The organism is Ralstonia pickettii (assembly GCF_000607165.1).
Taxonomy (GTDB): domain Bacteria; phylum Pseudomonadota; class Gammaproteobacteria; order Burkholderiales; family Burkholderiaceae; genus Ralstonia; species Ralstonia holmesii.
Genome location: NZ_JFZG01000004.1, coordinates 263,558 through 289,037, shown reverse-complemented (window position 1 = coordinate 289,037; position 25,480 = coordinate 263,558). Strand labels below are relative to the sequence as shown.

Here is a 25,480-nt window from a genome sequence, read left to right as displayed (position 1 = left end):
CTGGTCTTGTGATGACGGACTTTTAGATCGCCGTACGACACCCCCCTCCTCCCCCGAAATCTCGATGGAGACTCCACGATGGCAAGTCTGACCCACCAGCATCGCGCGTCGCCCACTGCGCCTCCGGCACCAGGACACCATGAAGTTGCACCGGCAGAGATCGCCATAGGCGTCGTGATCGGGCGAGCGTCGGAGTACTTCGATTTTTTCGTCTACGGCATCGCCTCGGTGCTGGTTTTCCCTACGGTCTATTTTCCGTTTGCGAGTGAACTGGCTGGGCTGTTGTTCAGCTTTACGGTCTTCTCGTTCGCCTTTATCGGCCGCCCCTTCGGCACGGCGCTGTTCATGCGGATCCAGCGCCGATGGGGGCGCAGCACCAAGCTGACGGGGTCGTTGTTCCTGCTTGGCACAGCCACGGTGGGCATTGCGTTCTTGCCGTCGTACGCGTCGATCGGCCACTCGGCAATCTATCTGCTGGCGCTGTTTCGCTTCATGCAGGGCATTGCGTTTGGCGGTTCGTGGGACGGCCTGCCATCGCTGCTGGCATTGAATGCGCCGGAAAACAAGCGCGGCTGGTACGCCATGGTTGGGCAACTGGGCGCGCCCACCGGCTTCATCATCGCTGGCGCGCTATTCCTGTTCCTCTACACCAGCCTAAGTTTTCAGGAATTTATCGATTGGGGCTGGCGCTATCCGTTCTACGTCGCCTTTGCCATCAACGTGGTGGCGCTGTTTGCGCGGCTGCGGCTGGTGGTCACGCACGAATACACGCAACTTCTTGAGGAAGAAGATCTGGAACCCATCAGCACCCTGCAGATGGTGAACGCGCAGGGTTTCAATATCTTCCTGGGCGCCTTTGCCGCGCTGGCAAGTTACGCGCTATTCCACCTGGTCACCGTGTTTCCGCTGTCATGGGTGTCGCTGCGCAAGACACAGACGGTGCCTGCCGTGCTGACCGTCCAGATCATCGGCGCTGCGATTGCGTTTGTGGGTACGCTGGTCTCCGGCCTGATCGCAGACCGTTTCGGCCGACGCACCACCTTGGCGGCCATGGCCGTGCTGATCGGCATCTTCAGCCTGGCTGCGCCGTGGCTGCTCGATGGCGGTGTTGCGGGGCAGGACATCTTCATCCTGGTCGGCTTCGGTCTGCTGGGGCTGTCGTATGGCCAGGCGGCCGGCGTGGTCACCTCCAACTTCGAAAGCCGATTCCGCTACACCGGGGCTGCCCTGACGACCGATTTTGGATGGCTGTTCGGTGCGGCATTCGCGCCCCTCGTGGCGCTAGGTTTGTCGTCGCTGTTCGGGCTGGGTGCAGTGAGCCTGTACCTGCTCTCGGGCGTGGTGGGGACGTTGGTGGCGCTGCGGATCAATAAGGCACTTGGCACCCCAGACGCGTAGTACCGTCCATGGAACCCGCAGGAGGCTGATTTCCACGGTGCGGCGCGGGTGGCGTGCCGCATGCGAGCGTATTACCGAAGGGGGCTCCATCGCGCAGTCCGATCACGCCGCCAGGCACGCTGTCTGCTATCCCGTTCCTGTGCGCAAGAGCGCATTTTCAAAGGAGCAGACCATGAACAAGGATCAAGTGAAAGGTACTGTCGAGAAAATGAAGGGCAAGGTCAACGAGGCCTTGGGCAAAGCGACCAACAATCCTGCACGTGAGCTGAAGGGCGATCTCCAGCAGGCCGGCGGCCAAGCTCGCAAGGAGGCGGGAGACGTCAAGGAGGCAGCGAAGGACATTGCAAAGAAGTCCCGCTGATTGGCGTGCGCATGGCTAAGAAAAAGGGCGACCATCCGGTCGCCTTTTTTTTCTGGGCTCACAGCCGAGCAGATATGCAGCCCTCGCACGCGCAACGGTTCACGGTCGCACCCAAGGATGCAGGCCAATCGAGTGTAAATCTGGCAAAAGATTGGCCAGATTTTTAATGGCCTGAAAATCTAAATCGTTGATCTTCAAATGGAGTTTTGGTGCGAGGGAGGGGACTCGAACCCCTACACCATTGCTGGCGTCAGGACCTAAACCTGGTGCGTCTACCAATTTCGCCACCCTCGCCGGATGGATCGCGGCGCTCCCTGAACAGGAGCGCCGGAAAGGAAGCCCGCGATTATATCGCAGTCGTTCGAGGGTTTCCATCCCCCGCTCCGCCTCACGTGGAGCAGGGGTTCGAGTCCCCTCCCGGGCACCTGCTGCAAGACCGCAAGGTCAGGCTGCCGGCGCAGCCGCCTCTGCCTCGGGCCGCTTGACGCGGAACCACGCCGCATACAGCGCCGGCAGGAACAGCAGCGTCAACACCGTGGCGATGATCAGACCACCCATGATGGCGGCCGCCATCGGCCCCCAGAACACGCTGCGCGACAGCGGAATCATCGCCAGCACCGCCGCCGCAGCGGTCAGGATGATGGGACGGAAGCGCCGCACAGCCGCCTCGACAATGGCATTCCAAGTTGGCACGCCGGCTGCCACGTCCTGCTCGATCTGGTCGACCAGAATGACCGAGTTGCGGATGATCATCCCGATCAGCGCGGTAATACCGAGCTGCGCGACAAAGCCCATCGGCGCCCGCAGCAGCAACAGCGTTGCCGCCGCGCCGATCAACCCCAGCGGCCCGGTCAGGAACACCATCACCGAGCGCGAGAAGCTGTGCAGTTGCAGCATCAGCAGCGTGAAGATGATGAAGATGCACAGCGGCATCTGCGCAGCGATGGATGCACCTGCGTTGGCACTCTCCTCTTCCGCGCCGGCAATCTTGATCTGATAGTCGGGTGGCAAGTCAGCGCGAATCTTGTCGAGCAGCGGGTTGATCTGCGCCGTCACGGTCGGGCCCTGCACACCGTCCACCACGTCGGACTGCACGGTGATGCCGTAGTCGCGGTTCTCACGCCAGATCACGCCGGGCTCCCACGCAAAGCCCACACGCGCCACCTGGGTCAGCGGGACCGTACGGCCACTGCTGGTGGGCACCTGCACGCGTTGCAGGGCGTCGAGCGTATTGCGCTCGTCCTCCTGCGGACGCATCACGATGTCGAGCAGCTTGTCGCCGTCTCGGTACTGGGCGATGGGCGCGCCAGACATCACCGTCTGCGTAACCTGCGAGATGGACCCCGTCGACACACCCAGCGCGCGCGCCTTGTCCTGGTCGATGTCCAGGCGAAGCACCTTGACGTTCTCGTTCCAGTTGTCGTTCACGCCCACCGTGTTTGGATTGGCGCTCATGATGGCCTTGACCTGATCGGCAATCTTGCGCACCCCGCCAATATCCGGGCCCATCACGCGGAACTGCACCGGATACGGCACCGGCGGCCCGTTCGGCAGCAGCTTCACGCGGCCACGCAGATGCGGGAATTGCGACTTGAGCAGCCCGATGACGTGTTGCCGCACACCCTCGCGCGCCTCCAGCGAAGTGGGCATCACGATGGCCTGCGCCACGTTGGTCTGCGGAAGAATCTGGTCCAGCGGCAGATAGAAGCGCGGCGCGCCGGAGCCGATGAACAGCGTCACGCTGTCAACGTTCTGCTCCTTGCGCATCAGCGCTTCGAAGCGTTTGGCTTCGGTTTCGGTCTGATTGAAGCTGGAGCCTTCCGGCAACCACAGTTCCACCATCAGCTCGGGGCGGCTGGAATCGGGGAAGAACTGTTTCTCGACATACTTGAAGCCGAACACGCCGAGGCCAAACGCCACCAGCGTGATGATGATCACCGTCTTGCGATACTCCACGCACCAGTTCACCCAGCCGCGGAAGCGGTTGTAGAACGGCGTGTCGAACAGCTCGTGATGGCCACCGCCTTCCACATGCGATTTGGTCCGCAGCAGCAGGAAGCCGAGATACGGCACAAACACCACTGCGGCAAACCACGACAGCACCAGCGCCAATGCCGTCACGGCGAAGATGCCGAACGTGTATTCGCCCACCGTCGAACGCGCAAGTCCCACCGGCAGGAAACCCGTGGCAGTGATGAGCGTGCCGGTCAGCATCGGCATGGCGGTCGAGGTGTACGCGAAGGTGGCCGCCTCCATCTTGGAGAAGCCCTCTTCCAACTTGCGCACCATCATTTCGACCGCGATGATCGCGTCGTCCACCAGCAGGCCCAGCGCGATGATCAGCGCGCCCAACGAAATCTTGTGCAGCCCGATGTCGAAGATGTTCATGAACAGGAACGTCACCGCCAGCACCAGCGGGATCGTCAGGCCCACCACCAGGCCCGGCCACACGTCAATGCGCAGCTTCGGCTTGGTGTGCAGACCCAGCGAGAGGAAACTCACGCCCAGCACGATCACCACGGCCTCGATCAGCACATGCACGAATTCGCCCACGGAGCTCTGCACCGATTTCGGCTGGTTCTGCACCTGCTCCATCTCAACGCCCACGGGCAGCTTCGCGCGGATCTTGTCGACCGTCGCGCGCAAGTCCTTGCCAAGCTGGATGATGTCGCCGCCCTTGGTCATCGAGATGCCCAAGCCGATCACCTCCTTGCCGTTGAAGCGCATCTTGGCGTGCGGCGGGTCCACGTAGCCGTGCTTGACCGTGGCAATGTCGCCCAGGCGGATGTTTGTCGTGCCGCCGGGGCCGCGCAGCGTCAGGTTCTCCAGATCACGGATGTCCGAGAACTGGCCTGAGAGGCGAATCTGCACGTTGTCGGTGGGCGTGACCAGCACGCCGCTAGGGCCGATATTGTTCTGCTGGCTGATCTGCGTGGCGATGCTGTTGATGTCCAGGCCCATCTGCGCCAGCTTGGCCTGCTGGAACTCGATGTAGATCTTTTCGTCCTGGTCGCCCAGCAACTCGACCTTGGCGACGTTGGGCACGCGCAGCAGTTGCTGGCGGATCGCATCGGCGTAGTCGTTCAGCTGGCGGTATGTAAAGCCATCGGCGGACAGCGCATAGATCGAGCCATACACGTCGCCGAAATCATCATTGAAGTACGGCCCGCGCACGCCCTGCGGCAACGTCGGAGCGATATCGCCCACCTTCTTGCGCACGGTGTACCAGAGCTGCTGCGTCTCCTTGGCAGGAGACGTGTCGGCCAGTTGGAAGGTCACGAGCGTTTCTCCGGGCTTGGAGTAGCTGCGGATCTTCCAGGCGTAAGGCACTTCCTGCAGTGCCTTCTCGATCTTGTCGGTCACCTGGCGCGACATCTGCTCGGCCGTGGCGCCAGGCCAGAAGGCCTGCACGACCATCGCGCGGAAGGTGAAGGGCGGATCTTCATCCTGCCCCAGCTTGGAATACGCAAAGATGCCGCCGAGCAACAGCGCCACCAGCAAGAAGCGCGTGAGCGGTTGATGTTCAAGCGCCCAGCGTGACAGGTTGAAACGGGAATGTTCCATACGCGCGAAGGTTGGCGTGTTGGGGCGGGAGCCGGATGCGGCTTACCGGCGCGGCGTGATGGCGGACTGCGCCGACGGCTGATCGGCCGGCGCCATCGGCATCACCTTCTGGCCGGCTTTGAGCAGGTGCACGCCAGCGGTCACGATGGTCTGGCCGGGCTGAAGCCCGCTCGTCACCAGCAGCACGTTGTCGCGCGGCGCCCCCACCGTCACCGGCACGGGCTTTACCGTTTGCGATGCGGCGTCGTACAGCCACACCACGTTCTTGCCTTGATCCTGCAGCAGCGCGCTGATCGGCACGCGAACGCCCATGCCGCCGCTGTCTGCGCCACCGCCGGGCCGCACAAACGTGGCCACTGCCGTCATGCCGAGCCTCAGTTCAGGCGGCGGATTCGGTATCGAAATCTTCACGGTATACGTGCGCGTGAGCGGGTCGGCCGACGGAGCAATCTCGCGCACCTTGGCCGGAATGCTGCGCGACTGATCGGCCCACAACTTGACGCTCACCTCGGGCGATTTGCGCAGCGTATCGACCTGGTCCTCAGGAATGCCGACCACGACTTCCTTCTCTGCAGTCTGAGCCACGCGCACGACCGGCTGGCCGGCGGACACCACCTGCCCGACCTCGGCGTCGACGCCCGTCACCACGCCATCGGCGTCGGCTTCAAGCGTGGCATATCCGGCTTGGTTCACCTGGTTGCGATAGCCAGCCCCGGCTTGCTCGTAGCGGGCTTGTGCGGCGTCATAGTTGGCCTGATGGCGTTGCTGCTCGGCCGCGCTGATGAAGCCCTTGGCGAACAACTCGGAATAGCGCTTGAGATCAGCCGCGGCCAGATCGCGGTCGGTCTTGGCGGCGGACAACTGCGCCTGGGACGATTGCTGGGCGAGGGCCAGATCGGTCGGGTCCAGCCGCGCGAGCACCTGGCCTTTCTTGACGGTGGCGCCCACATCCACCAGGCGGGCGACGATCTTGCCCGGCACGCGGAAGCCCAGGCGGGATTCAATGCGCGGGCGTACGTCGCCGGAGAACTCCGCCGTGCCGGCGCCCTGCTCGCTGGTGACCGTCATGGTGCGCACAGGGCGTACTTCGGGCGCCTTGGGCGCCTCCTTGCTGCAACCGGCCAGCAGCGCCGCGCCAACCAGCAAGGCGGCCGATGCCGTCATCGGCAATGAACGCCTGCGCGGCCGAGACCGCGTGTCGGAGAAACCGGTGGAGTCGGAATGCGGGTACGGCAAACGCAACGCTGGCATGACACGCTCTCAGTAAATAACTGACCGGTCAGTAATATACCCACGGCAATGCGCAGGGTCAACGACACGGCCGCGTCTGATTGACTTTTCTTGGTAAGGGTGTAGGCAAGGCTTTACGGCATGCTGCACTGCAACGCGCTGTAGAATGACCGCCCTGCTTCAAACCTCATCACGACGGCCCTTTCCGTGACCCCCGACGATTACTGCGCCGACAAAGCGGCCCCGCCCGGCAGCGACGTGTACTACAGCGTATTGTTTCTGGCACCCGAACGCCGCCACGCGACCATCGCCCTGGAAGCCGTGCGCCGCGAGCTGGAAGACGCCGTACGCGACGCGAGCGATCCGGCGGTCGTGCAATCGAAACTGCAGTGGTGGCGGCAAGAACTGGCGCGGCTGTTTGACGGCCGCCCCGAGCACCCGGCGGCCAAGGCACTGCAGCCGCATCTGGCCCGCTACGATATCGGCGCCGTGCATCTGGGCGAATTACTGGCCGGCGTCGAGGCTGACGCCATGCAGAACCGCTATCTGGATTGGCCCAACCTGCGTCGCCACGGCGATCAGGTGGCTGGCGTGGCAGGTCGGCTGACGGCTCGCATTGCCGGGCAATCGCATGCGCGCACGCTGGAATTCGCGCGGCTGATGGCGCTGGCCGAGCAACTCGTCCATTTCGTCCGGAACCTGGGCGAAGACGTGCGCCATAACCGCGTCTACATCCCCGTGGACGAACTGCAGCGCTTCAACGTACCGGCCGCCGATCTGTTCAACCGCCGGTACGCAGAGGGCTTCAAGCCGTTGATGGCATTTCAGGCCGAGCGTGCCCGCGCAACGTACAAGGAAGCACTGGCCGCGCTGCCGGCAGAAGATCGCCGCGCCCAGCGTTCAGCGCTGATTCGCGGCGTGCTGGCCATGCGTCTGCTCGACGAGGTGGAAGCCGACGGCTTCCAGGTGCTGACGCAGCGGACGGACCTGACGCCGCTGCGTAAGCTGTGGTTGGCCTGGAAGACGCAGATCCGCACCTGACGCACCTTATTGCGAAGCCCAGGTCGTGCCAAAAATGCTCGACTGATCGATCCCAGGAAAATCAACAAACGCCTTTGAGCAATCAAGGTACTGGCTCGGATCGATCGACTGCGTTGGGCTGCCCGTCAATGCCACGCGATTTGCCGTCGATGGGAACAGCGGCAGGTTCGTGTTGTTGAGCGTCAGGTTGGCGTCCGACGACGTCACTGCAATGCTGGCTGGCGTATCGGCAATCACGTTGGTCAGCGACATTCCGAGCGGGAATGCCGGCTCGCCATATCCACCGGTGTTCGCTTCAAAGCCCTGCAGCTTGACCCCCGCGCTGCCCTGAATGACCACGTTGTTCAGCGAGATATCGTGGAAATTCGGATACAGCGGCCCGCCCGACGGCACGGCCTTCGTGCTGTAGTACGGCGTGAACAGGAGCGCGTTCGTCGCATCGCGAATGCAGATATTGGCGTATTGGATGTTGCTGACTTCGCCGCCGCGCGCGTAGTCCGATTTGATGCGCAGGCCCTCTTCCGAATTCCAGAAAGCGTTGTCGTAGACCTGCACGTTCGTCACGCCGGCATTCGTTTCGCTGCCGATCGAGATGCCGTGGCCCCAGTAGATATGGTTGTGCGCGATCACGATGCCGTATTTGCGGTCGGACCGCACACCACGGTTGCCATCGACGCCGAACAGGCCCGAACCGGCCGGTGACGGGTTGGCGCTTCCCTTGAGCGCGATGTCGTCGTCGCCTGTGCTGACGTAGTTGTAGGCAAACACGAAGTTCTTCAGATAGCCATCAAACGAGACGGGCCCGGCTGATGTGGTCGTGCTGCCGGTCGACAACTTGCCCGAGATCGCCTTCGAGGCCGAACCCGGATCAAACGCATCCGTGTTCTTCACGTTGTCGCGCGTGAACGTCGCACCGGTGTACAGCGGGTTGCCGTTGCCAGCCGGGTTCGCAAACGCGGCAAGGTTGGGCGTCTGCACCTTCACGCCCCAGACAGTGAGGCCATCGACGCCGCTGGGCACGACGTGAAAGTTCGGGCTGTTGCTCAGCGTGACGCGATACAGCGTGAGGTTCTTCGCATAGTTGAAGACCATCAGGCGGAAGTTCGACTGCGATCCGATGCCCGTCGTGCCGTTGTCGACCATGTTGCCGAGATAGGCCAGATCCCACCACGTCATGTTGCGCGCCGGCGATTTCGAATCGACCAGCGTGCCGCCGTTGTCGCAAGGCGTACCGTCAGTCGCTACGGTGCCGGTCTTATACGCGGCATACGTGTTCGAGCAAGTCAGGTCGACCTTCATCAGCGGGTACTTCGCATTCGACGTGACGATTTCTGCGTAGCCTCGGCCATCGATCCGCCCATCACCAACAACGGCGGAGTTCACGATATTCGTTCCGGTGATCAACGCCGTGCAGTTGCTGGAGCTGCCGGCCTTTGTCGCGCTGACGGCCGTGTTGCCGCAGTACGGCCCTGCCGCGCTGGGCGAATACGCCATGACGTCGCGCGACGCATACAGCGTGACGCCCTTGTCGATCCACAACGTCACGCCCGAGGGCAATGTCAGCGGGCCGCTGATGAACGCGTTGCCCGGACCGCTCGGGTTCACAACAAGACGCACGGCAAACTTGGACGCACGGTACTGCGATTTCGCAAGCTCTTCGCCAGTCGCACCGGCGATGTTGACATTGGGGACTGCAGCCGCCGTCTGTGCAGCCGTGGCAGTCGCATCCGCCGCAGCGATGGTTGCACCGACTTCCGCGTCGACCGACGCACCGCACGCATCGAGCGCGGCCTGGATGCGTGCCTGATCTGGGTTCGCCTTCGCCGTCGTCACGGCAACACCCACGCCAACTGTCGAGGGATCAGCCTCCGGCGGCAGCGCACCGTCCGGCCGGCTCACGAGTGAATTGCTCGCCTGCAGTGTCGCGCAGACCTGCGCATCGGTCGGCAGCGTTGGCTCGGGCGGCAGATTTGCATCGGTGGTTGCCGTGCCGACCTGGAAGACGGCGGCTGCGGGGCTGCCGGTGCCCGTGCTCGATGTGTTCGACGATGTCGTATCGCCGCCGCCGCATGCTGCCAGCCCGATTGCTGTTGCGATCAGCATCGCCACCAGCCCAGCGGACTGTCGGCGCCGTTTTTTCATTGCCTGCAATGCACTCACGCAAGTCTCCTCACATTGTTGTTGTGGTCCGCCCAGTCGGCCGGCACACGCCTTTTTGATATATCAGAATCTATTTATTGATATATCAATGGTCAAGGCAGGGTTTTCCCGCGCGTTGCCGTGGCAAGCGTGAAACCTCTCAGAGAAGATCGATGAAGTTGGGCGGGCTTAACGCCTGCAGAGGCAATCTGCCCGCCCGAAAGGCGTCACTCAGGCTTTGATGAGATCCAGCGGCGCAAACCGGCCCGCCAGCACGGATTGGGAATCCATCCCCCACCAGCGCTCCAGCACTGTGGCGTAAAGCGAGCGGAAATCGACCGACGGGTCGAGATTGCCTCCGCCGTCCAGGCGTTCCAGCACCGGCCCCTGCCCTGCCAGCCCGCCCTTTACGCGGCCACCGGCCACGAAATGCGCGGCAGCCGTGCCGTGATCCGTCCCGTTGTTCAGGTTCTCGCGCGGGCGACGGCCGAACTCGGAATACGTGACGATCAGCGTATCGTTCCAGCGGCCCAGCTCCGTCAACGCGCTCTTGAGCGAAACCACGCCTTCGCCCAACTGCCGCAGCAAGTTCGCCTGCGTGCCTTGCTGATTGGTATGGGTATCAAAGCTACCGAGCGACAGGCACACCACGGCAACATCCGCACCGCCATGGCCTGGCGCTGCCACCACCTGCATCGCCGCCTTGATCGAGTTGCCGAACCCGCCGTCGGGAAAGTGCGTCTGGAACGCAAACTTGCCGGACTTCGGACGCAGCCCGTCGGCGGCTTTGACGATGTCCGCCTCGACCTTCAGCACGTGCGCGAGCGTGGCGTTGCCCATGGCATGCGACGGCATCGCCAGTTTGGCTTCGTTGAGGAACGCATCGGGATTGGCCAGCGCGACGGCACGTGCGCCGCCGTCGAGGGGGCCAAGATCCGCGCTGCCGATGATCACGCCATCGGCGCCGAACGATGGCGGCACGGGCCGCGCGGCAAACGCACGCGTCAACCAGCCTTCGCGCAGGTATTGATCGGAGCGCGAGGCGGTGTCCCAGATCTCGATCGAGCGGAAATGCGAGAGATTCGGCTGCGGATACGACAGCCCCTGCACCACCGACAATTCACCCGCCTGCCACAGCGGCATCATCGCCTGCAAAGACGGATGCAGGCCGTAGCGGTCGTCCAGTTGCAGCACCTGCTCCCGCTTGATGGCGATGCGCGGGCGCAGCGCGTAGTACTGCGCGCTCGTGTACGGCACCACGGTGTTCAGCCCGTCGTTGCCGCCCTTGAGTTCAATGAGGATGAGCAGGTTGCCGTAGCCCTTGCGCTTGTCCTGCCCTTGCGCAAAGACAATCCCCGGGACTGCGCCACCCATGCCGAGCATGGCGCCGGCCTTCAGAAAATCGCGACGTTCCATGATGTGTGCTCCTGCAGCGATGGCGTTATTTCAACTGGTAAGCCGGGTCCATCATCAGCGTGCGCAGGTACGCCGTACCGGCCAGCTTGACGGGAATGGGGGCGGTCGGCTCGATCGGCAGCACCGCACGCTGGATGGAGATGCGCGGCGCCAGTTGCGGCGGGTCATCTCCGTCCGCACCGAACTGCGCGAGCCACTTGGCCGAGTTGAACGACACCATCGTCTGCGACTGCGCCAGCTTGAAGCGGCCTTCCTGCCCCATGCCCTTGAGCGCCTGGCCCAGGCCCTGCACGGTGCTGCCCTGCTTCAGGTCTTCGCGCATGGCCGCCACCATCATGCCGGGCTTCTGCTGTTGCGCCTGTTGCTTGGCCGGCGGCGCCTTCATCTCGGTGGAGCGGAATAGTTGATCAAGAAACTGCTTGCGCCCCAGCAGTGTGTTCGAGTTGATCCATGCATCGCCGCCGGGCCAGCCCTTGACGTTGGGCGGTGCCAGCAGGTTCTGCCCGAGCTGCGCCGACTTGATCGCAAACGGCGTCGGGTCGGTGTACTGCACGTTGAACTGCTTGAGCGTGCCGACAATCATCTCCACCGGCGACTTCACCAGCGTCGCGTGCGATTGCGGCGCCCAAAACGCCGGCGTCAGGAACAGCTCGCGCAGCGCCACCTTGATGTCGTAGCCGCTTGCCCGGAAGGCATCGGCCACGCGCTGTTCCTGTGCCGCATCCACGTCTGGCGAAACGAACTCATGCCAGAGCTTGGTGACGATGAAGTTGGCCGTCTCGGGGCGAGACAGCAGGATGTCGAGCATCTGGTCGCCGTCGTAATCGCCGCTCTGGCCGAACACCGTCTTCACGCCCGTGTCATGAATCTGCGGCCGCCAGATGTAAGCGAAATCGTGCTCGCGGTCGATGCTCCAGCCCGTATAGGTGCGCGCGGCTTCCTTGATGTCCTGCTCGGTGTAATGGCCCTCGCCCAGCGTGAACAGCTCCATCACCTCACGCGCGAAGTTCTCGTTCGGCTTGCCCTTGCGGCTTTCGGCGCCATCCAGGTAAATCAACATCGCCGGGTCTTTGCCGATGGCGTGCAGCATCGTGCCGAAGTTGCCCACGGCGTTCTGGCGCAGCAGCAAGTTCTGCCGATACATCAACTGCGCGAACGGCACCTTCTGCGAACTGGAAACGAAATGGTTGTGCCAGAACAGCGTCATGCGCTCTGTCAGCGGCGACGGCGTCTTGATCATCTCGCCCATCCACCACGCGCGCAGTTCCAGCTCGTGCGCAGCGTTCTTCTGGCGAGCTGCCTTGCGGGCATCTTCGTCCGGCAGCTTGTTGTACGGGATGATGGGATCGTTCACCCAAGCTGGCGGCGCCTGCGTGGCAACGGTGCCCGTTTGGGCGAGCACGCGGTCGACGGCCTCGCGGCGCGTGAGCCCGGCGTAGGCATCGAGGTCGCCCTCGGAAGGCGCAAAGCCGATGCGGGTGAGGAAATAGCGCGCATCGTCGCGGTCCAGGCGCTGTTCGTCAGCGGCGGGCGCCTTGGCTTGCGTGGTGTGGCGATGTGGCGTGTTCTGCGTTGCCGCATGCGCGGTCTGCAGTGAAAGCGCGCCGGCGGCCAGCGCCAAGAAGATCGTGGTGCTACGGATTCGCATGTCGGTCCCCCGAAACGACCCTACTGCTTTGCCGGGGGCAGCGACTCGTGCGCTTTTCCTCGGCCCCTACCTAGCCGCCACGGTGGTAGATATCCCGCGTGACGTCATAGATGTTCTGACGCAATTGCTTGCGCTCCTCGGGAGACAGCTTGCGTTGCGGAGCCCCACGATCGGCATTCTCTCCACGGCGGTTTTCCATCGCGGCGGCGCGGCGGCTGCGTTCCTCGCCACCACGGCCGCGCGCTGGACTCTGCCCGCCCTTTTTTTCCTGCGCGCCGGCGTGCATCTGATGCCCGCCGCCGAAAAAGCCGCCGAATCCGCCAAAGCCACCGCGTTCGCCACGCGCGTGCGCCTGCGAGCCGGCCGCACAGAGGGCAAGAACACAGGTCAACAGCGCCGCGCGCCGCCGAAACATCACTGAGCGATTCGAAAAAGGGAGTTGAGAAGCCACGTCTTTGTTGCTGGAAACCGATGCGCCATGCATCATTGCGCGACAATCGATAACAGGCAACCGCATTGCACGCCAGTCCCCTGGGCGGGGGGCAACAGACCCCAAACCGTTGCGAGGAACTGCCAAGGCAGTGTAGCTGCGCGTCCTACAGACTGTTCGCGAGACTCGGTAAATAATGTAACCGTCTGTTTCAATTGGGCTTTTACTGCCTTCTGTTGTCCATTGGGCCCATGTTTTTGTCGTTACCATTAGCGCCATGGAAAATTCCGGTCAAAAGATTCTCGTCGTCGATGACGACCCCCGCCTGCGCGATCTGCTGCGCCGTTACCTGGGGGAACAGGGCTTCACCGTGCTGGTGGCAGAAAACGCCACGGCCATGAACAAACTCTGGTTGCGCGAGCGCTTCGATCTGCTCGTGCTCGACCTGATGATGCCGGGTGAAGACGGTTTGTCGATCTGCCGTCGCCTGCGCGGCGCAAACGATCAGACGCCTATCATCATGCTCACCGCCAAGGGCGAAGACGTCGACCGCATTGTCGGCCTCGAAATGGGCGCGGACGATTATCTGCCCAAGCCCTTCAACCCCCGCGAGCTGATCGCCCGCATCCACGCCGTGCTGCGCCGCCGCGGCCCGGCGGAGATTCCCGGTGCGCCGTCTGAGACGCCTGAGACCTTCGCCTTTGGCGATTTCGTGCTCAACCTGGCCACGCGCACGCTCAAGAAAAACGACGAAGAGATCACCCTCACAACGGGTGAATTCTCCGTGCTCAAGGTGTTCGCACGCCATCCGCGCCAACCCCTATCGCGCGAAAAGCTGATGGAAATGGCGCGCGGCCGCGAATACGAAGTGTTCGACCGCAGCCTGGACGTGCAGATTTCGCGCCTGCGCAAGCTGATCGAACCGGACGCCAGCAACCCCCGCTTCATCCAGACCGTGTGGGGCCTGGGCTACGTGTTCATTCCTGACGGCGCCAAGTAAGCACCCGAGCAACCCTTCTTTTCCGCATCCGACTTGCGCATCCCGCGTCCGGCCGCGTTGCGGCGTCTGCTGATCAGTGTGTTTGGTTCGCTGTTCTGGCGAACCTTCATGCTGATCGCATTGCTCATCGCGATCTCTCTGGGCGTGTGGTTCCAGAGCTTCCGTATTTTCGAGCGCGAACCGCGCGCGCAGCAGATCGCCATGCAGGTGGTCAGCGTGGTCAAGCTCACGCGGGCAGCGCTGCTGTACTCGGATCCGTCGCGACGCCGCTTCCTTCTGCTCGATCTCGTGCAGAACGAGGGCATCAAGGTCTACCCGCGCGAAAAGGAAGACGAATACCGCGAACCGCACACCAACCCGTATCTGACACAGCTCGTCCAACAGGAAATCCGCAACCGGCTCGGCGCCGACGCGGTAATTGCCACGGCCGTCAATGACATCCCGGGCGTGTGGGTGAGCTTCCAGATCGAGGGCGACGATTACTGGGTCGCCATCAGCCCCGACCGTTTTGAGCACGTACCTGGGTTGCAATGGCTGTGGTGGTCGATGGCGGCACTGGTGCTGTCGGTGCTGGGCGCAGCGTTCATTACGTCACGCGTGAACCAGCCGCTCAAGCGCCTGGCCGATACGGCGCGCGCCATCAGTGCGGGAGATGATCCGAAGGCGTTGCCCGAAGGCGGCGGCACCGAAGTGGCGCAGGCGAACCACAGCTTCAACCAGATGGTGCGCGACCTCAAACAGCTTGAGGCCGATCGCGCCGTCATGCTGGCTGGCATCTCGCACGATCTGCGCACGCCGCTTACGCGCCTGCGCCTGGAAACGGAGATGAGCCCAGTCGACGAGCAGACGCGCGAACTGATGGTGGCCGACATCGAACAGATGGACGCGATCATCGGCCAGTTCCTAGACTACGCGCGACCCAGCGGCGAGATGCTCGAAGACGTGGACCTGACCGAACTCGTGCGCGACACGGCACCGGTCTACTCGGCACACGACGATATCGACCTGACGCTCAAGCTCGCGCCCGAGGCGATCGCCCGCTGCAACCGCATGGAAACGCAGCGCATTCTGGACAACCTGATCGAAAACGCACGACGCTACGGCAAGACCCCTGGCACGGACCGCGCGGAGATCACCGTCAGCACCTTCCTGCAAGGCAACGAGGTTGTATTGTGCGTGGCCGATCGCGGTGCGGGCGTGCCGACGGATCAGCTTGCGTTGCTCACGCGGCCGTTTTACCGTCTTGAATCGGCACGCAGCGAAGCCAAGGGCGCCGGGCTCGGCATGTCGATCGTCAATCGTATCTTGCAGCGCAGCGGCGGCCACCTCGTGCTTGAGAACCGCACACCGCCCGAAACGGGGCTGCTCGTAAGCGCCTGTTACGCGCGCGCTTGATCAGGCACTCCGCCGCGATCCGCCCCCGGGCATATCCCCTGCTTCCCACGACTGTCATGCGCCGCCGATAACGTGCGGCTGCAGGTAGCGCTATGGCCGGCGTTGAGAATATCAATTGGCCGGTTTCGAGTTCATCGCCAATACTCCAGCCGCCAGGCTGCGCGCCTGCGCGTTCTTCGTCTCCGTCCGTTTCCCCAGTCGGACCCGGGCGGCCGGTGAGCGTGTGTCTGCAAATCCCCGTTAGGGTTCCGCACCCATTGCCACACAACTCCAGGAGAAGCTCATGAAGACCATTGGTGACAAGCTCGAACCGTTCAAGGTCGTCGGCGTCAAGCCCGGGTTCAACAATCACGAGGAGAACGGCCAGTCGGCGTTCGAAGACATCACCGAGACCTCGTTCCCAGGCAAATGGAAAGTCATCTTCTTCTATCCGAAGGACTTCACCTTTGTCTGCCCGACCGAAATCGTTGCCTTCGCCAAACTGAACGATGACTTTGCCGACCGCGACACCATCGTGCTCGGCGGCTCGACCGACAATGAATTCGTCAAGCTCGCATGGCGCCGCGAGCACAAAGACTTGAACAAGCTGAATCAGTGGTCGTTTGCGGATTCGACAGGCGCCCTGGTCGACCAGCTTGGCGTACGCGAGCACGAGGCCGGCGTTGCGTTGCGCGCCACCTTCATCGTCGACCCGGACAACGTGATCCAGCATGTGTCGGTCAACAACCTGAACGTGGGCCGCAATCCGGACGAAGTGCTGCGCATTCTCGATGGTCTGCAGACGGACGAGCTATGCCCGTGCAATCGCGCTGTCGGCGGCTCCACACTGTAAGCGCCACGCGGCGCCCTCCGAATCCGAAGCCCGCCCCTGCGCGGGCTTTCTTTTTCAGCGCCAGCTGATAGGAGAAATCGATGGAATTTCTGCAGACAATCAAGGGGCGCATTCCGGACTACGCCAAAGACATCCGCCTGAACCTGGATGGCACGATCGCGCGCTCCTCGCTGGAGGGCAATGACGCGGTGGGCGTCGCGCTGGCCGCCGCTTTCGCCACGAAGAGCAAAGTGCTGACCGATGCCATCCGCAATGCCGGGGTGCTCTCGCCCGAGGAGGTGAACGGCGCGCTGACGGCTGCCGCCCTCATGGGCATGAACAACGTCTGGTATCCGTACATCGAGATGGCCGACGACTCCGACCTTGCGCAGCAGAAAGCGGAACTGCGCATGAACGCCTACGCCAACAACGGCGGCGTCGACAAGCGCCGCTTTGAGATGTATGCCCTGGCCGCTTCCATCATCGGGAAGTGTCATTTCTGCATCAAATCGCACTACGACTTGCTGAAGAATCACCAAGGGATGAGCGCGCAGCAATTGCGGGATGTTGGTCGTATCGCAGCCGTGATCAACGCAGCGGCGCTGGTCATCGCGGCTGAATAGCCACGCCGATCCCGCAAACGAAAACGGCAGCCCGGATCGCTCCGGTGCTGCCGTTTGCCTTGGCGCGATAACGATGCGGGCTCAGTCCTGATCTGCGCCTTCCGCACGATAGATCAGCACCACGGCCTGCGCGACGATGCCTTCCTCCTTGCCTTCAAAGCCAAGCTTCTCGTTGGTCTTGGCCTTGACGTTGCATCGCTCGGGCGCAATGCCTAGGTCCTCCGCGAGGTTCGCGACCATGCCAGGCACGTGTGGCGCGAGCTTCGGCTTCTGCGCGATGACGGTCGCGTCGACATTGCCGACCGCATAACCGGCCTTGTGCACGCGGCGCACGGCTTCGCGCAGCAGCATGCGGCTGTCGGCGCCGGCAAATGCCGGATCCGTGTCAGGAAAATGCCGGCCGATGTCACCCAGGCCGGCGGCGCCGAACAGCGCGTCGGTAATCGCATGCAGCAGCGCGTCAGCATCGGAGTGGCCGAGCAGGCCGCGGGTGTGCGGAATCTCCACGCCGCCCAGGATCAGCTTGCGGCCCTCCACCAGCGCGTGCACGTCGTAGCCCTGGCCAATGCGAATGTCCATCCAGTTCATGCTTGCGGTGCCTCGCTGGGTTGTACGCTCTGCGCAAGGATGGCCTCGGCGAGCGCGAAATCGTCGGGATACGTCACTTTGAAGTTGCGCAGCGCACCCGGCACAAGCAGCGGTGGGTGTCCGGCCGCTTCAATCGCGCTGGCTTCGTCGGTGACGATGCGATGTTGCAACAGCACTTCCCGCAAGGCGCGCTCCAGCAGGCCGAGGGGAAACATCTGCGGCGTCTGCGCTTGCCACAGTCCATCACGCGGCACGGTCGCGCCGATGTGCTGGGCAGCATCGGCGCGTTTGAGCGTGTCTGCCACGGGCAGCGCAAGGATGCCCCCCGCAGCTTGCGTGCCTTCGGCCTCTACAGCCCCGACCAAACGCGCGATCAGGGCAGGCGTCAAACCGGGGCGCGCCGCGTCGTGCACGAGTACCCAGTCGTCATCGTGCGCGCCCAAACCACGCAACGCCGCCAACCCGTGGGCGACAGACGCGTGGCGGGAATCGCCGCCGCAATCGACTTCGACCAGCTTGGGCGCGTCGAAACCGCCGTCGGGAAAGCGCTGTACGAGCGGCTGTGCGCCGGGTGTCGTCACCACAAGTACGGTATCGATTTGGGGGCTGGCCAGAAACGCCTGCGCCGTGTGCCACAGCATCGGCCGCCCGGCGATCATCTGATATTGCTTGGGCAGATCACCGCCGGCACGCGAGCCGGTGCCGGCCGAGGGAATCAGCGCAAAACGGCGTCGGCCAGGGAGGGAAATCGGCATGACAGGCGGGAAAGTGAACGTGGGCGCAGCATTTGCGTGGGTTTTGGCCCTCGCCAAGCACGCTGCTGGCGCGGATTTTATAATAGCGGTCTGCGTCACGACACCCCGCCTGCATATGCCGGCGGGGTGTCGTGCTTTGTCTTGCTGTCGTGCCCCACAGAACCTGACACCTCATGTCCGATTTTTCGCTCTCCGCCCTGCCCGCCGTCAAACCGGGCTCGCGCTTCGTCTTCAGCGGCCTGCAGGGCGCGGCAGACGCCCTGCTGCTTGCGCGCTACCTGGAGCAGCATGGCGCCGCCGTGCCGATGCTGGCGGTGGTCTGCGCCAATGCCGTCGATGCCCAACGCCTGGCGGATGAGCTGCGCTGGTTTGCCCCGCAGGCGCGCGTGAAGCTGCTGCCGGACTGGGAAACGCTGCCATACGACAATTTTTCTCCGCACCAGGATTTGATCTCCGAGCGGCTGGCGACGCTGCATGACCTGCAGAACGGTGCGTGCGACATCCTGCTCGTGCCGGCCTCCACGGCACTGCAACGCGTGGCACCGCCATCGTTCCTGGCCGCCTACACGTTCTTCTTCAAGAAGGGCGAAAAGCTGGACGAGGCAGCGCTGAAAGCGCAATTCACCCTGGCCGGCTACGAGCACGTCAGCGCCGTGATGCGCCCGGGTGAATACTCCGTGCGCGGCGGCCTGATCGACTTGTTCCCGATGGGCTCGCCGTTGCCATATCGGCTCGACCTGTTTGGCGACGAAATCGAGACCATCCGCTCGTTCGACCCCGACACGCAGCGCAGCCTCTACCCCGTGAACGAAGTCCGCCTGCTGCCGGGCCGCGAATTTCCGATGGACGAGGCCTCGCGCACCGCCTTCCGCGGACGCTGGCGGGAGGTGTTCGAAGGCGACCCGACGCGCTCGCCCATCTACAAAGACATCGGCAACGGCGTGCCCAGTGCCGGCATCGAGTATTACCTGCCCCTATTCTTCGAAGAAACCGCGACGCTGTTCGACTACCTGCCGGGCGCCACGCACCTCGCCTTCGTCGGCGATATCGAAGGCGCCGTGCGCCGCTTCTGGGCCGACACCACCCAGCGCTACAACTTCATGCGCCACGACCGCGAACGGCCATTGCTGCAGCCGTCGGCGCTGTATCTGGATGAAGAGGCGTTCTTCGTCGCGGCCAAGCCGCTCGCACGTCTGGTGTTGCGCGCCGAGCCTGGCGATGCCCCGCTTTCGCTGCCGTTGCCCAACGTTGCCGTCAACCGCCGCGCAGAAGACCCGCTGGTCAATCTCGAATCGTTCCTGATGCGCAGCAATTGCCGCGTGATGATCTGCGCCGAATCCGCAGGCCGCCGCGAAACGCTTGCGCAAATGCTTGCCGCCAGCGGCCTGCATCCCGAAGGCGTCGCTGACTTTGCCGACCTGATGAGCGGCGATGCCAAGTTCGTGCTGGGCGTGGCGCCGCTGTATCAGGGTTTCATCCTCGGCGACGAACGCATCGCGCTCATCACCGAGACCGAGCTGTACGCGCAAACCGTGCGCCGCGCTGGTCGCCGCAAGCAGGAACAGGCCACCGCCGTGGATTCGATGGTGCGCGACCTGGCCGAGTTGAAGATCGGAGATCCGGTGGTGCACAGCGAGCACGGTATCGGCCGCTACCAGGGGCTGGTCTCCATCGACATGGGCAACGGCGAGGAAGAGTTCCTGCACCTCGATTACGACAAGGGCAGCAAGCTCTACGTGCCGGTGCATCAGTTGCACGTGATCTCGCGCTACTCGGGCGCCGATCCGGAAACCGCACCACTGCATTCGCTCGGTTCAGGCCAATGGGAAAAGGCCAAACGCAAGGCAGCGCAGCAGATTCGCGATACGGCGGCCGAACTGCTGAATCTGTACGCGAGACGCGCATTGCGCCAGGGCTTCGCCTTCCCGCTCACGCCCGAGGACTACGCCACCTTTGCCGAGAGCTTCGGCTTTGACGAAACACCCGACCAGGCCGCCGCCATTGCCGCCGTGATCGCCGACATGACGTCGGGCAAGCCGATGGATCGCCTCGTCTGCGGCGACGTTGGCTTCGGCAAGACGGAGGTCGCGCTGCGTGCCGCATTTGTTGCGGTGATGGGCGGCAAGCAGGTTGCCATCCTGGCGCCGACCACGCTGCTCGCCGAACAGCACTACCACACGCTGGTCGACCGATTTGCCGACTGGCCGGTGCGCATTGCCGAGATCTCGCGTTTCAAGAACAAGAAAGAGATCGATAGCGCGATCGAAGCCATCAACGCCGGCACCATCGACATCGTGATCGGCACGCACAAGCTGCTCTCGCCGGATGTGAAGTTCAACCGGCTGGGGCTCGTCATCATCGACGAGGAACACCGCTTTGGCGTGCGCCAGAAAGAAGCGCTCAAAACATTACGCGCCGAGGTGGACGTGCTCACGCTCACGGCCACGCCGATCCCCCGCACCCTGGGCATGGCGCTGGAAGGCCTGCGCGATTTCTCGGTGATCGCCACTGCGCCGCAAAAGCGCTTGGCCATCAAGACGTTCCTGCGCCGCGAGGAAGACGGCGTGCTGCGCGAAGCCATCCTGCGCGAGCTGAAACGCGGCGGCCAGGTCTATTTCCTGCACAACGAGGTCGAAACCATCGAGAACAAGCGCGCCAAACTGGAAGAGCTGATTCCGGAAGCGCGCGTGGTGGTCGCCCACGGCCAGATGCACGAGCGCGAACTGGAGCGCGTGATGCGCGATTTCGTGGCCCAGCGCGCCAACATCCTGCTGTGCACGACGATCATCGAAACCGGCATTGACGTGCCGACCGCCAACACGATCCTGATCCACCGCGCCGACAAGTTCGGCCTGGCGCAGTTGCACCAGTTGCGTGGCCGCGTTGGGCGCTCGCACCACCAGGCCTATGCGTACTTGCTGGTGCACGACGTGGATGGCCTGACCAAGCAGGCACAACGCCGCCTTGAAGCCATTCAACAGATGGAAGAACTCGGCGCGGGCTTCTACCTGGCGATGCACGATCTGGAAATCCGTGGCGCCGGCGAAGTGCTGGGCGACAAGCAATCGGGCGAGATTTCCGAGATCGGCTTCCAGCTCTACACCGACATGCTCAACCAGGCGGTGAAGTCGCTCAAGGCGGGAAAGGAGCCCGATCTGATGGCGCCGCTTGCGGCTACCACCGAGATCAACCTCGGCACGCCTGCCCTGCTGCCGCAGGACTATTGCGGCGATGTGCAGGAGCGCCTCTCGCTGTACAAGCGTCTGGCCAACTGCGAAAACGGAGAGACCATCGACAACATTCAGGAAGAGCTGATCGACCGTTTCGGCAAGCTGCCGCCGCAGGCGCAATCGCTCATCGAAACGCACCGGCTGCGCATTGCCGCCGCGCCGCTAGGCATCCGCAAGATCGACACGGGCACGAACGCCGTCACGTTGCAGTTCATACCGAACCCGCCTGTCGACGCCATCAAGATCATCGATCTCGTGCAGAAGAACCGGCAGATCAAGCTGGCGGGGCAAGATCGTCTGCGTATCGAAAACATTCCGGCCGAATTCGGCGCGCTGGCTCAGACCATTCGCCATGCCATGCGGCAATTGACGTGATCCAGTAGGATCAGCCAATCAGAACAAGGAAACCATCATGAGCAACGCCCTCACCCCGCTCTCCACCCTCGACTGGACGAACAAGCTCGTCAGCTTCGACACCACCAGCCGCGGCTCCAACCTGGCACTGATCGAAACGGTGCGCGACTACCTGCGCGGCGTCGGTCTCGAATCGCATCTCTCGCACAACGACGATGGCAACAAGGCCAACCTGTTTGCCACGATTCCCGCAGCGGACGGCAGCGTGCAAGGCGGCATCGTGCTGTCGGGCCACACCGATGTTGTGCCGGTAGACGGCCAGAAATGGGACAGTAACCCGTTTGCGCCGGAAGTGCGCGACGGCAGGCTCTACGGCCGCGGCACGTGCGACATGAAGGGGTTCATTGCTTCGTCGCTGGCGCTGGTGCCGTCGCTGCTTCAGGCCAAGCTGCGCGAGCCTGTGCACTTTGCGCTGTCATACGACGAGGAAGTCGGCTGTGTAGGCGCCCCGCGCATGATCGAAGACCTGATCGCCCGCGGCATCAAGCCCGCCGGCTGCATCGTCGGCGAGCCCACCTCCATGCGCCCGATCGTCGCGCACAAGGGCATCAACGCTTACCGCTGCCGTGTGCACGGTCGCGCCGCGCATTCGTCGCTGACACCGCAGGGTGTGAACGCCATCGAGTACGCCGCGCGCATCATCTGTTTCGTGCGCGACCTGGCCGATGAATTCCGTGCCAAGGGCCCGTTCGACGATGCATTTGACGTGCCGTTCACCACGGCATCGACCGGCCTCATCAACGGCGGTATCGCGCTGAACACGATTCCCGCGCTGTGCGAGCTGGTGTTTGAATTCCGCAACCTGCCGGGCGTGGACGCGCCGGCCATCCGCGCGCGCGTCGAACACTACGTGCGCGAAACCATCGAGCCCGCCATGCAGCGCGAGCACCCGGATGCCCGCATCGAACTCGATGAAATTGCCGCTGCGCCCTCCCTGGACGCATCGGAGCAAGCCGCCATCACGCAGCTTGTGCGTGTGCTGACTGAAGACAACGACAAACGCAAGGTCGCCTATGGCACTGAAGCCGGCCTCTTCCAGCGCGCCGGCATTCCGGCTGTGCTGTGCGGCCCAGGCAACATCGAACAGGCGCACAAGGCCAACGAATACGTCGAACTCGCCCAGCTCGACGCCTGCGACCGCTTCCTCGCCAAGGTGGCGCGCAGCCTGATGCTCGAAACCGCGTCCGCCTAACGCTTACACTGCAACGCCTCACCTTTTGGTGGGGCGCATTCCGCCCGGGGCGTTCGCTACAATAGCGGGCTTCCTCGGCGCCGAACTGCCCGCTCCCCCGCTCCAGCCACTCCATGCCCGTCATCCTGCAAAGCCTGTCGCCGCTGTCCACCGGCGACATTGAATCCATCCGCAGTCTGTTTGGCAGCGCCGCCTACGAGATGCGCGCGCCCAACGTTGCCGCCATCGAATGGGTGCACGAACTGCCCAGCGAATTGCGCGTCCAGCTTGACGCCATCTGCGCCAACCTGAAGATGGACTACGCGTGGATTCCCGACGAATGGACGTTCGGCGACTTCCGCGTGCTGGCGATGGACATGGATTCCACGCTCATCACCATCGAGTGCATCGACGAGATTGCGGATTTCTGCGGGCTCAAGCCGCAAGTGGCCGCCATCACCGAAGCGTCGATGCGGGGCGAGATCAAGGATTTCAACGAGAGCCTGACGCGCCGTGTTGAACTGCTCAAAGGCCTGGATGCGAGCGTGCTGGAGCGCGTCTACGCCGAGCGTCTGCAGCTCTCCCTGGGTGCCGAAAAGATGCTCAAGGCCGTGCAAGCGCTGGGCATCCGCACGCTGCTGGTATCGGGCGGCTTCGAATTCTTCACCTCGCGCCTGCAGAAGCGCCTGGGCCTGGACCGCACGCGCGCCAACACGCTGGAGATCGTCGACGGCAAGCTCACTGGCCGCGTGCTGGGCGAGATCGTCAATGCGGATGTGAAGGCGCAGACGCTCAAGGCGTTCTGCCAGGATCTGGGCGTGTCGCCGCACAACGCCATCGCCATGGGCGACGGCTCGAACGATCTGAAGATGATGGGGGTGGCCGGCCTGTCGGTGGCGTTCCGTGCCAAGCCCATCGTGCAGGCGCAGGCCGACGTGGCGTTCAACGTAGTCGGCCTGGATGGATTGCTGAATTTGTTCCCGCAGCAGTAAGCCGCTACGGGCATTTCCACCTGCGGGAACGTGCTACTCCGCCCGCAGGTGCGTCTCCATCGCCTGCTTCAAATCCGCAATCAAATCACGCGGATCTTCCAAACCGATATACAGCCGCACGAAACCGCCCGCGTTTTGCCAATCGGCTGGCGGCCAGGCAGTCGCCGTGCGCATCGACGGGACGTTGTATGGCAGCGCCAGGCTGTTCGCTCCGCCCCACGAAAAGCCGATCGCAAAGTAGCGCAGGCCTTCGATAAAGGCATCGATCTGCGCCTGCGAATAGCGCTCGTGCAACACGATCGAGAACAACCCGCTCGCGCCGGTAAAGTCGCGCTTCCAGTTTTCGTGGCCCGGACAATCGGGCAGCGCCGGGTGCAGCACGCGCACGACTTCGGGGCGGTCAGCCAGCCATTCGGCCACTTCGCGGGCGTGCGCGTCGTGCGCAGCCAGACGCGTCGGCAGGCTCGGCAGGCCACGCAGCACGAAGTAGCAATCGTCCGCAGACACGCCCCAGCCCATGCGCATGCGCGTGGCAAGCAGCCTGTGGTGCAGCGCTTCATCGTTGGTGATGACAGCGCCCATGAGCACATCGCTGCCCCCCGACTGATACTTGGTCAACGCCTGCACGGAGATGTCGATGCCGTGTTCAAACGGCTGGTAGTACAGGCCACCGCTCCAGGTGTTGTCGATGGCGGTGATGGCCCCGGCCTTGCGCGCCACCTCTGCGATGGCCTTGCAGTCCGGCACTTCCATCGTCACCGAACCCGGCGCTTCGAGCCACACGAGTTTGGTGTTGTGGCGCATCAGGTCGGCAATGCGGGCGCCGATCATCGGGTCGTAGTAACGCACGGTGATGCCGAACTGGCGTGCCATCCACTCGCCATGGTCGCGGTTCGGCCCGTAGGCGTTGTCCGGGATCAGCACATCGTCGCCGGATTTGATCAGCGAGAAGTACACCAGCGAAATCGCCGCCAGCCCCGAAGGGAGCAGCAGCGCGTGCGAGCCGCCCTCGATCTGCGCCAGCGCTTGGCACAGCGCGTCGGAGGTCGGCGTGGCATGCAGGCCGTAGCGCCAATGCACCACGCTCCCGCTGCCGAAGGCGCGCATGTCGGCGAGGTCTTTGAACACCACCGTCGACGCACGATGCGTGGCATGCGAGAACGCCGTGAAGCCCGGCGGGATATGCAATTCCGGATGCACAGCCTGGGTCGCGGGAAACATGGGCGGGAGCTTGGTGTCGTCGTTCACGAGGTTTCCTGTTTGATGGCGTATGA

General features: G+C 63.4%; 19 protein-coding genes and 1 tRNA gene. 10 read left to right on the top strand and 10 right to left on the bottom strand.

Features of this window, described 5'->3' with window-relative positions:
- Positions 1-78: 78 nt before the first annotated feature.
- Entirely contained in the window at positions 79-1,398 is a 1,320-nt protein-coding gene (locus BG83_RS0104445; RefSeq protein WP_024975585.1) for an MFS transporter, read from the top strand.
- Between the two features lie 172 nt (positions 1,399-1,570).
- The gene (locus BG83_RS0104440; protein WP_024975584.1) at positions 1,571-1,759 is read left to right on the top strand and encodes a CsbD family protein; all 189 of its coding nucleotides are present in this window, start codon (positions 1,571-1,573) and stop codon (positions 1,757-1,759) included.
- Positions 1,760-1,966: 207 nt separating this feature from the next.
- Here the strand turns inward: BG83_RS0104440 and BG83_RS0104435 are convergent.
- The 3 genes from BG83_RS0104435 to BG83_RS0104425 all read right to left on the bottom strand — a co-directional run bounded on the left by BG83_RS0104435 (position 1,967) and on the right by BG83_RS0104425 (position 6,574).
- Positions 1,967-2,053 (bottom strand) — tRNA-Leu (locus tag BG83_RS0104435).
- A gap of 150 nt (positions 2,054-2,203) precedes the next feature.
- Complete coding sequence (locus BG83_RS0104430; RefSeq protein WP_024975583.1) at positions 2,204-5,323, bottom strand: efflux RND transporter permease subunit; 3,120 nt, start codon at positions 5,321-5,323, stop codon at positions 2,204-2,206.
- A gap of 42 nt (positions 5,324-5,365) precedes the next feature.
- Positions 5,366-6,574, bottom strand: coding sequence for an efflux RND transporter periplasmic adaptor subunit (locus tag BG83_RS0104425; protein ID WP_024975582.1), 1,209 nt, complete (start codon positions 6,572-6,574; stop codon positions 5,366-5,368).
- Between the two features lie 186 nt (positions 6,575-6,760).
- On the opposite strand from BG83_RS0104425, the gene hpnD reads away from it, so the two are divergent.
- A complete protein-coding gene (gene hpnD, locus BG83_RS0104420; protein ID WP_024975581.1) occupies positions 6,761-7,594 on the top strand; it encodes a presqualene diphosphate synthase HpnD in 834 nt (277 codons plus the stop codon).
- Positions 7,595-7,600: 6 nt separating this feature from the next.
- On the opposite strand, the gene BG83_RS0104415 is transcribed toward hpnD, so the two are convergent.
- The 4 genes from BG83_RS0104415 to BG83_RS28525 form a co-directional block, all read right to left on the bottom strand.
- On the bottom strand, positions 7,601-9,736 hold the full coding sequence (locus BG83_RS0104415) for a glycoside hydrolase family 28 protein (protein WP_080693646.1): 2,136 nt from the start codon (positions 9,734-9,736) through the stop codon (positions 7,601-7,603).
- Between the two features lie 228 nt (positions 9,737-9,964).
- The gene (locus BG83_RS0104410; RefSeq protein WP_024975579.1) at positions 9,965-11,149 is read right to left on the bottom strand and encodes a DUF1501 domain-containing protein; all 1,185 of its coding nucleotides are present in this window, start codon (positions 11,147-11,149) and stop codon (positions 9,965-9,967) included.
- A 25-nt stretch (positions 11,150-11,174) separates the two neighbouring features.
- The gene (locus BG83_RS0104405; RefSeq protein ID WP_024975578.1) at positions 11,175-12,797 is read right to left on the bottom strand and encodes a DUF1800 domain-containing protein; all 1,623 of its coding nucleotides are present in this window, start codon (positions 12,795-12,797) and stop codon (positions 11,175-11,177) included.
- Between the two features lie 70 nt (positions 12,798-12,867).
- Positions 12,868-13,284, bottom strand: a complete 417-nt coding sequence (locus BG83_RS28525) for a hypothetical protein (protein WP_235193154.1) — start codon at positions 13,282-13,284, stop codon at positions 12,868-12,870.
- 220 nt (positions 13,285-13,504) lie between these two features.
- Between BG83_RS28525 and ompR the strand changes: the two genes are divergently transcribed.
- The 4 genes from ompR to BG83_RS0104380 all read left to right on the top strand — a co-directional run bounded on the left by ompR (position 13,505) and on the right by BG83_RS0104380 (position 17,056).
- Positions 13,505-14,227 (top strand): two-component system response regulator OmpR, encoded by a 723-nt coding sequence (ompR, locus tag BG83_RS0104395; protein ID WP_004627064.1) that lies wholly within the window; start codon positions 13,505-13,507, stop codon positions 14,225-14,227.
- Positions 14,228-14,260: 33 nt separating this feature from the next.
- A complete protein-coding gene (locus tag BG83_RS0104390) occupies positions 14,261-15,622 on the top strand; it encodes an ATP-binding protein (protein ID WP_024975576.1) in 1,362 nt (453 codons plus the stop codon).
- Positions 15,623-15,905: 283 nt separating this feature from the next.
- A complete protein-coding gene (locus BG83_RS0104385; protein WP_024975575.1) occupies positions 15,906-16,454 on the top strand; it encodes a peroxiredoxin in 549 nt (182 codons plus the stop codon).
- An 80-nt stretch (positions 16,455-16,534) separates the two neighbouring features.
- On the top strand, positions 16,535-17,056 hold the full coding sequence (locus BG83_RS0104380) for a carboxymuconolactone decarboxylase family protein (protein WP_024975574.1): 522 nt from the start codon (positions 16,535-16,537) through the stop codon (positions 17,054-17,056).
- 81 nt (positions 17,057-17,137) lie between these two features.
- On the opposite strand, the gene ispF is transcribed toward BG83_RS0104380, so the two are convergent.
- Positions 17,138-17,644 (bottom strand): 2-C-methyl-D-erythritol 2,4-cyclodiphosphate synthase, encoded by a 507-nt coding sequence (gene ispF / locus BG83_RS0104375; RefSeq protein WP_024975573.1) that lies wholly within the window; start codon positions 17,642-17,644, stop codon positions 17,138-17,140.
- Positions 17,641-18,399 carry a 2-C-methyl-D-erythritol 4-phosphate cytidylyltransferase gene (gene ispD, locus BG83_RS0104370; protein WP_024975572.1) on the bottom strand — a complete coding sequence of 253 codons (759 nt, stop codon included), beginning with the start codon at positions 18,397-18,399 and terminating at the stop codon, positions 17,641-17,643. The genes ispF and ispD overlap by 4 nt, the downstream gene beginning before the upstream one ends.
- A 173-nt stretch (positions 18,400-18,572) precedes the next feature.
- Between ispD and mfd the strand changes: the two genes are divergently transcribed.
- From mfd to serB, 3 genes are all read left to right on the top strand, one after another.
- Positions 18,573-22,004, top strand: coding sequence for a transcription-repair coupling factor (gene mfd, locus BG83_RS0104365; RefSeq protein WP_024975571.1), 3,432 nt, complete (start codon positions 18,573-18,575; stop codon positions 22,002-22,004).
- 37 nt (positions 22,005-22,041) lie between these two features.
- Positions 22,042-23,235, top strand: coding sequence for an acetylornithine deacetylase (gene argE / locus BG83_RS0104360; RefSeq protein ID WP_024975570.1), 1,194 nt, complete (start codon positions 22,042-22,044; stop codon positions 23,233-23,235).
- A 113-nt stretch (positions 23,236-23,348) separates the two neighbouring features.
- Positions 23,349-24,206, top strand: coding sequence for a phosphoserine phosphatase SerB (serB, locus tag BG83_RS0104355; RefSeq protein WP_024975569.1), 858 nt, complete (start codon positions 23,349-23,351; stop codon positions 24,204-24,206).
- Between the two features lie 33 nt (positions 24,207-24,239).
- On the opposite strand, the gene BG83_RS0104350 is transcribed toward serB, so the two are convergent.
- On the bottom strand, positions 24,240-25,454 hold the full coding sequence (locus BG83_RS0104350; protein WP_024975568.1) for a cystathionine beta-lyase: 1,215 nt from the start codon (positions 25,452-25,454) through the stop codon (positions 24,240-24,242).
- Positions 25,455-25,480 lie beyond the last annotated feature (26 nt).

Excerpts from the sequence above, each read along its gene's own strand:
- BG83_RS0104445 (WP_024975585.1), top strand. The coding sequence starts at position 79 with ATGGCAAGTCTGACCCACCAGCATCGCGCGTCGCCCACTGCGCCTCCG.
- BG83_RS0104440 (WP_024975584.1), top strand. The coding sequence starts at position 1,571 with ATGAACAAGGATCAAGTGAAAGGTACTGTCGAGAAAATGAAGGGCAAG.
- BG83_RS0104430 (WP_024975583.1), bottom strand. The coding sequence starts at position 5,323 with ATGGAACATTCCCGTTTCAACCTGTCACGCTGGGCGCTTGAACATCAA.
- BG83_RS0104425 (WP_024975582.1), bottom strand. The coding sequence starts at position 6,574 with ATGCCAGCGTTGCGTTTGCCGTACCCGCATTCCGACTCCACCGGTTTC.
- BG83_RS0104415 (WP_080693646.1), bottom strand. The coding sequence starts at position 9,736 with ATGAAAAAACGGCGCCGACAGTCCGCTGGGCTGGTGGCGATGCTGATC.
- BG83_RS0104410 (WP_024975579.1), bottom strand. The coding sequence starts at position 11,149 with ATGGAACGTCGCGATTTTCTGAAGGCCGGCGCCATGCTCGGCATGGGT.
- BG83_RS0104405 (WP_024975578.1), bottom strand. The coding sequence starts at position 12,797 with ATGCGAATCCGTAGCACCACGATCTTCTTGGCGCTGGCCGCCGGCGCG.
- BG83_RS28525 (WP_235193154.1), bottom strand. The coding sequence starts at position 13,284 with ATGATGCATGGCGCATCGGTTTCCAGCAACAAAGACGTGGCTTCTCAA.
- ompR (WP_004627064.1), top strand. The coding sequence starts at position 13,505 with ATGGAAAATTCCGGTCAAAAGATTCTCGTCGTCGATGACGACCCCCGC.
- BG83_RS0104385 (WP_024975575.1), top strand. The coding sequence starts at position 15,906 with ATGAAGACCATTGGTGACAAGCTCGAACCGTTCAAGGTCGTCGGCGTC.
- BG83_RS0104380 (WP_024975574.1), top strand. The coding sequence starts at position 16,535 with ATGGAATTTCTGCAGACAATCAAGGGGCGCATTCCGGACTACGCCAAA.
- ispF (WP_024975573.1), bottom strand. The coding sequence starts at position 17,644 with ATGAACTGGATGGACATTCGCATTGGCCAGGGCTACGACGTGCACGCG.
- ispD (WP_024975572.1), bottom strand. The coding sequence starts at position 18,399 with ATGCCGATTTCCCTCCCTGGCCGACGCCGTTTTGCGCTGATTCCCTCG.
- mfd (WP_024975571.1), top strand. The coding sequence starts at position 18,573 with ATGTCCGATTTTTCGCTCTCCGCCCTGCCCGCCGTCAAACCGGGCTCG.
- argE (WP_024975570.1), top strand. The coding sequence starts at position 22,042 with ATGAGCAACGCCCTCACCCCGCTCTCCACCCTCGACTGGACGAACAAG.
- serB (WP_024975569.1), top strand. The coding sequence starts at position 23,349 with ATGCCCGTCATCCTGCAAAGCCTGTCGCCGCTGTCCACCGGCGACATT.